At 71.1% G+C, this 5,549-nt stretch carries 6 protein-coding genes; 2 read left to right on the plus strand and 4 right to left on the minus strand.

All coding sequences use genetic code 11. The features are described 5' to 3' along the window. Nucleotides 1–533 precede the first annotated feature (533 nt). Together trpS and HY68_RS08065 are read left to right on the plus strand one after the other, a co-directional pair. Nucleotides 534–1,532 carry a tryptophan--tRNA ligase gene (trpS, locus tag HY68_RS08060; protein WP_041986213.1) on the plus strand — a complete coding sequence of 333 codons (999 nt, stop codon included), beginning with the start codon at nucleotides 534–536 and terminating at the stop codon, nucleotides 1,530–1,532. 42 nt (nucleotides 1,533–1,574) lie between these two features. Next, complete coding sequence (locus HY68_RS08065; protein WP_041986215.1) at nucleotides 1,575–2,159, plus strand: cysteine hydrolase family protein; 585 nt, start codon at nucleotides 1,575–1,577, stop codon at nucleotides 2,157–2,159. A 13-nt stretch (nucleotides 2,160–2,172) separates the two neighbouring features. Here the strand turns inward: HY68_RS08065 and proC are convergent, their stop codons facing one another. The 4 genes from proC to HY68_RS08085 form a co-directional block, all read right to left on the minus strand. Then, nucleotides 2,173–2,985 carry a pyrroline-5-carboxylate reductase gene (proC, locus tag HY68_RS08070; RefSeq protein ID WP_041986218.1) on the minus strand — a complete coding sequence of 271 codons (813 nt, stop codon included), beginning with the start codon at nucleotides 2,983–2,985 and terminating at the stop codon, nucleotides 2,173–2,175. A 149-nt stretch (nucleotides 2,986–3,134) separates the two neighbouring features. Then, nucleotides 3,135–3,872 carry an ABC transporter permease gene (locus HY68_RS08075; RefSeq protein WP_041986220.1) on the minus strand — a complete coding sequence of 246 codons (738 nt, stop codon included), beginning with the start codon at nucleotides 3,870–3,872 and terminating at the stop codon, nucleotides 3,135–3,137. Beyond that, nucleotides 3,869–4,636 (minus strand): ABC transporter ATP-binding protein, encoded by a 768-nt coding sequence (locus HY68_RS08080; RefSeq protein ID WP_107070062.1) that lies wholly within the window; start codon nucleotides 4,634–4,636, stop codon nucleotides 3,869–3,871. Before HY68_RS08080 ends, HY68_RS08075 begins: the two co-directional genes overlap by 4 nt. A gap of 91 nt (nucleotides 4,637–4,727) precedes the next feature. After that, nucleotides 4,728–5,495, minus strand: coding sequence for a class I SAM-dependent methyltransferase (locus HY68_RS08085; protein ID WP_041995413.1), 768 nt, complete (start codon nucleotides 5,493–5,495; stop codon nucleotides 4,728–4,730). Nucleotides 5,496–5,549: the final 54 nt, after the last annotated feature.

A 5,549-nucleotide genomic window follows, 5' to 3' on the forward strand; every position in this document is an offset into this window, starting at 1 on the left:
AAGTCCCTCTCAGGACTCTCCGGGCGCTTCCCTCCGGTACTTCGTGTCTCCGACTCTATCAGACCCTTTCGGCCCTGATTCCCAGTCAGCGGGATTTGCCTTCCCGGCCCTTCGGCCGTTCCGACGAGTGAGACTTTAGCGAATCACCGGCCCCGACGCTAATCGGGGTTGCGCTCATTCGAACGCGGATTCTTCATTTCGCACTGGGCCGCACGAAACAGGACGACCCAGCTGGTCGCTCTGCTTCTTGTGGCCCTGCGGAATGACTGCCCGGGGCCGGCCTGAGCCGGTGCTCACGTCGGACAGCTCGGAGAACATTACGGAGCCACGTTTGGCGTGTCAACTTGGGGGTAGCGCGGTAGTCTTCACCTCATGACAACGCATGCGTGCACCTCTCAGTGGTGGGCCGCCTGACGGCGGCCGCCCCTCACGTATGCACTCAACGGCCGCCGCTTCGGCGGCCGTTCGCGTTTCTCCTCCGAGAGTCCGGGCGACGCCGCAGGCGGCGGCTCCGATCAGGAGGTTGAAGCGGGATGACGCGGATCTTCAGCGGGCTCAAGCCGACCGGGCATCTGACCCTCGGCAACTACCTCGGCGCTCTGCGGCAGTGGGCGGACGTCGACCAGCACCGGGCCGACGCGCTGTTCTGTGTGGTCGATCTGCACGCACTGACAGTCGAGCACGATCCGGCGCGGGTGCGCCGGCTCAGTCGGCAGGCCGCCACGCTGATGCTGGCCGCCGGTCTGGATCCGGCCCTGTGCACCGTCTTCGTACAGAGTCATGTGGCTGAGCACACCCGGCTGTCGTATCTGCTGGAGTGCGTGGCCACCGACGGCGAGCTGCGGCGCATGATCCAGTACAAGGAGAAGAGCGAGCGGGCTCGGACCACCGGGCAGAGCATCCGGTTCTCCCTGCTGTCGTACCCGGCGCTGATGGCGGCGGACATCCTCGCCTATGCCGCCGACGAGGTGCCGGTGGGCGCCGACCAGACCCAGCACGTCGAGCTGACCCGGGATCTGGCCGAGCGGTTCAACCAGCGGTACGGGCCGACGTTCACGGTCCCCCGTGCCACCCCGCCGGCCGTGGCCGCGCGGGTGATGGACCTCCAGGACCCGACGTCGAAGATGGGCAAGTCGCACGAGGCCACGAGCGGGATCGTCTATCTGCTGGACGAGGCCGACGTGGTGCGCAAGAAGATCATGCGGGCCGTCACCGACAGCGGGCGAGAGGTCGAGTACGACCGTGAGGCCAGGCCGGGGCCGGCGAATCTGCTGGAGATCCTGGCGGCCTGCGAAGGGCGGAGCCCGGACGAGCTGGCCGGTGAATACGAGTCGTACGGCGCGCTCAAGAAGGACACCGCCGAGGCCGTGGTCGAGCTGCTGCGACCGCTGCGGGAGCGGCATGCGGCGCTGGCCGCCGATCCGGAGTACGTGGACGGAGTGCTGAGGGAGGGAGCCGAGCGGGCCAGGGGGATGGCCCGGCCGGTGGTCGACGCGGCCTATCGGGCCATCGGTCTGCTGCCTGCGACATGACCCGTCAGGACGGAACCGGCCCGAGCGCGGCAGGATCGGGGCATGGAGATCTCGGAGAAGGCCGCGCTGGTTGTCGTCGATGTGCAGAAGGGCTTCGAGGAGGAGGCGTTCTGGGGACGGCGGAACAACCCTGAGGCGGAGCGGAACATCGCGTCGTTGCTCGACGTGTGGCAGGCGAGCGGGCGGCCGGTCGTGTTCGTACGGCACGACTCGGCGGCCCCCTCGTCACCGCTGCGCGCGGGGTACGAGGGGAACGACTTCAAGGAGTTCGTGGCGGAGCGACGGGGGAAGGGGGCGGGTGCCGAGCTGCTGGTGACGAAGTCGGTGAACTCGGCGTTCTACGGCGAGCCGGATCTGCACGCCTGGCTGACGGAGGCCGGGATCGGGCAGCTCGTGGTGGCGGGCATCCAGACGAACATGTGCAACGAGACGACGGCGCGGATGGCGGGGAACCTCGGCTACGAGGTGTTCTTCCCGCTCGACGCCATGCACACGTTCGACCTGACCGGGCCGTTCGGCTGGCAGCAGTCCGCCGACGAGCTGTCGCGGGCGACGGCCGTTTCGCTGCACGGCGGCGGGTTCGCGAAGGTCGTACGGACCGAGGAGTTGGTGGCGGCGGCCGGCTGACGGCCGGAGCCCGTCAGCCGTTGCCGGAGGCGAGCTCGCGGCTGCGGTCGCGGGCCGCTTCGAGGGCGGCGATCAGGGCTGCCCGTACGCCGTGGTTCTCCAGCTCGCGGATGGCGCTGATGGTGGTGCCGGCCGGTGAGGTGACGGCCTCGCGGAGCTTGACCGGGTGTTCGCCGCTGTCGCGCAGCATGACGGCGGCGCCGATGGCGGCCTGGACGATCAGGTCGTGGGCCTGGGCGCGGGGCAGTCCGAGCAGGATTCCGGCGTCGGTCATGGCTTCGACCAGGAAGTAGAAGTAGGCCGGGCCTGATCCGGAGAGTGCGGTCGCCGCGTCCTGCTGGGACTCGGGGACGCGGAGGGTCTTGCCGACCCCACCGAAGATCTCCTCGGCGTGGCTGAGGTGTTCGGCGACGGCGTGGCTGCCGGCCGAGATGACGGACATGCCCTCGTCCACGACGACCGGGGTGTTGGGCATGACGCGGACGACGGGGGTGCCGGCGGCCAGGCGTTCCTCGATGAAGGAGGTGGGGATGCCGGCTGCCGCGCTGATGACGAGGGTGGTCCCGGCGGCGACATGGGGGGCGAGTTCGTCGAGGAGCTTGCCCATGTCCTGCGGCTTGACGGCGAGGATGAGGGTGTCGGCGCGCTTGGCGGCGTCGGCGTTGGTGACGGGCTCGACGCCGTAGCGGTCGTGGAGTTCCGTGGCGCGTTCGGTGCGGCGGGTGGTGACCAGCAGGTCGGCGGGCCGCCAGCCGGCCCTGATCATGCCGCTGAGCAGGGCTTCGCCGATCTTGCCTGTGCCGAGGACTGCGACTGTCTTGGTCATTCGGGGGTCACCTCGCCGGTGGTGCTGGGTCTCGCTGTCTACCGGTTCATCCTCGCACCGGGCGGGGGCGTCGGGCGTGCGGTGTCCGAGGGGCGGTACGCGGGTTCCGGGCGGCCTCCGGCGTACCGGCGCTGGGCGGTGCGGCGGCGCTAGGCGGTGCGGCGGCGCAGGGTTGCCGCGCCGAGGGTGAGGACGAGCAGGGCGCAGCCCGCGACGATCAGGATGTCGCGGACGAAGTCGCCGGTGATGTCGGTGTGGCGCAGCACCTCGTTCATCCCGTCGACCGCGTACGACATGGGCAGCACGTCGGAGACGGCCTCCAGTACGGGCTGCATGGTGGGGCGTGCGGCGAACAGTCCGCAGAGCAGCAGCTGGGGGAAGATCACCGCCGGCATGAACTGGACCGCCTGGAACTCGGACGCGGCGAAGGCCGAGACGAAGAGTCCGAGCGCGGTGCCGAGGAGCGCGTCGAGCAGGGCGACGAGCAGGAGCAGCCAGGGCGAGCCGGTCACGTCGAGGCCGAGCACCCACAGGGCGAGGCCGGTGGCGAGTGCGGACTGGACGACGGCGAGCAGCCCGAAGGCCAGGGCGTAGCCGGCGATCAGGTCGCCTTTGCCGAGGGGCATGGCGAGGAGGCGTTCGAGGGTGCCGGAGGTGCGTTCGCGGAGGGTGGCGATCGAGGTCACCAGGAACATGGTGATGAGGGGGAAGATGCCGAGCAGCGAGGCGCCGATGGAGTCGAAGGTGCGCGGGCTGCCGTCGAAGACGTAGCGGAGCAGGAAGAGCATCACGCACGGGACGAGGATCAGCAGCGCGATCGACCGGGGGTCGTGGCGGAGCTGGCGCAGCACGCGGGCGGCGGTGGCGAGGGTGCGGGTCGCGGTCATCGGGCGCTCTCCTGAAGGGCGTTGGCCTCGTCGACCAGGTGGAGGAAGGAGTCTTCGACGGTGTCGGAGCCGGTGCGGGCGCGCAGGGCTTCGGGGGTGTCGTCGGCGAGGATCCGGCCGTCGCGCATGAGGAGCAGCCGGTGGCAGCGTTCGGCTTCGTCCATGACGTGGGACGAGATGAGGATCGTGGCGGAGCGCTCCTGCGCGATGCGGTGGAAGAGGTCCCACAGGTCGCGGCGGAGTACGGGGTCGAGGCCGACGGTGGGTTCGTCCAGTACGAGCAGTTCGGGCTTCCCGAGCAGGGCGACGGCGAGGGAGACGCGGCTGCGCTGGCCGCCGGAGAGCCGGCCGGCCAGGGACTGGGCGTGGGAGGAGAGGTCGACGTCGGAGATGGTGCGGGTGACGCTCTCGTGGCGCGCTTCGCGGCGGGCCCGGCCGGGGTCGAGTACGGCGGCGAAGTAGTCGAGGTTCTGACGGACGGTCAAGTCGTCGTAGACGGACGGGGCTTGGGTGACGTAGCCGATCCGCGCCCGCAGTGAGGCGTCGCCGGCCGCGAGGCCGAGGACGTCGAGGGTGCCGGTGGTCTTGGCCTGGGTGCCGACGACGGAGCGCATCAGGGTCGACTTGCCGCAGCCGGAAGGCCCGAGGAGACCGGTGATCTGGCCGGGGGGTACGGCGAAGTCGAGGCCGCGCAGGACGGTGCGGTCGCCTCGCAGGACGGTGAGACCGCGGGCATGGATGGCAGCCCCGGAAGAATTCATCATGTGATGAATAATGCGCGCGGGGGTGGACGCCGTCAAGGGCGGGCGGCGGTCGGGGACGCGTTACCCGGTGGCGGGTTACTCGGGCGCGGGGCTACTCGGGCGCGGGGCCGCGTCGCGTGACCGCCAGCTCCACGGCGTACGCCTCCTCGACGGTTCCGTCGGGGAAGACGCTGAGCAGTTCGGCGCGCTCGGCCGCGAGGAAGGCGGCGGTGGCCTCGGCGCCGAGCACCCGGAAGATGGAGTGACTGCCGAGGTTGCCGAGGTGGGTGTCGAGGGACACCTCGCGGGTCCAGCGCACCCGCCGCCGGATGAAGCCCGCGTCCGCGGGCCGGTCCGGTGTCGCGGCGCGGGGGCCGTGGCCGCCGTGCGCGCCGTCCCCCGCCACGCTGCGGAGCCGGGCGTCCTGCGCGGCGATCCACGGCACATCGGGGTCGGCGACGTTCCACCACAGGACGAGCGCGCCGCCGGGCCGCAGCACGCGCAGCGCCTCGGGCAGGGAGCGCGTGGGGTCGGTCCAGTGCCAGGACTGGGCGTACGTGATCAGATCGGCCGTGCCGTCGGCGAGCGGCAGGGCGTCGCCGGTCCCCCGTACGAGCGGTACGTCGGGCAGGTCGCGACGCAACTGGGCCGCCATGCCGGGGCCCGGCTCGACGGCGGTGACGCGGGCGCCGCGTTCGCGCAGCAGCCGGGTGGCGATACCGGTGCCGGCGCCGACATCGACGACGCGGGCGCCGGCGAGGGACCGGCCGGCCAGGGTCTCGACGGTGTCGAAGAGAACGGGCGGGTAGCCGGGGCGGGCGGCGGCGTACTGGGCGGCGACGGAGTCGAAGGAGAGCGCGCGATCAGTCATACGGCCCATCCTGACGAACCGGCCGACCGGTGTCAGCCGCGCTTGGCCCGCTTGCGCTTGCCG

The sequence above is a fragment of the Streptomyces sp. AcH 505 genome, assembly GCF_000818175.1.
In the GTDB taxonomy this organism is placed as follows: domain Bacteria; phylum Actinomycetota; class Actinomycetes; order Streptomycetales; family Streptomycetaceae; genus Streptomyces.

Excerpts from the sequence above, each read along its gene's own strand:
- HY68_RS08085 (WP_041995413.1), bottom strand. The coding sequence starts at position 5,495 with ATGGGCCGTATGACTGATCGCGCGCTCTCCTTCGACTCCGTCGCCGCC.
- HY68_RS08065 (WP_041986215.1), top strand. The coding sequence starts at position 1,575 with ATGGAGATCTCGGAGAAGGCCGCGCTGGTTGTCGTCGATGTGCAGAAG.
- HY68_RS08080 (WP_107070062.1), bottom strand. The coding sequence starts at position 4,636 with ATGATGAATTCTTCCGGGGCTGCCATCCATGCCCGCGGTCTCACCGTC.
- proC (WP_041986218.1), bottom strand. The coding sequence starts at position 2,985 with ATGACCAAGACAGTCGCAGTCCTCGGCACAGGCAAGATCGGCGAAGCC.
- HY68_RS08075 (WP_041986220.1), bottom strand. The coding sequence starts at position 3,872 with ATGACCGCGACCCGCACCCTCGCCACCGCCGCCCGCGTGCTGCGCCAG.
- trpS (WP_041986213.1), top strand. The coding sequence starts at position 534 with ATGACGCGGATCTTCAGCGGGCTCAAGCCGACCGGGCATCTGACCCTC.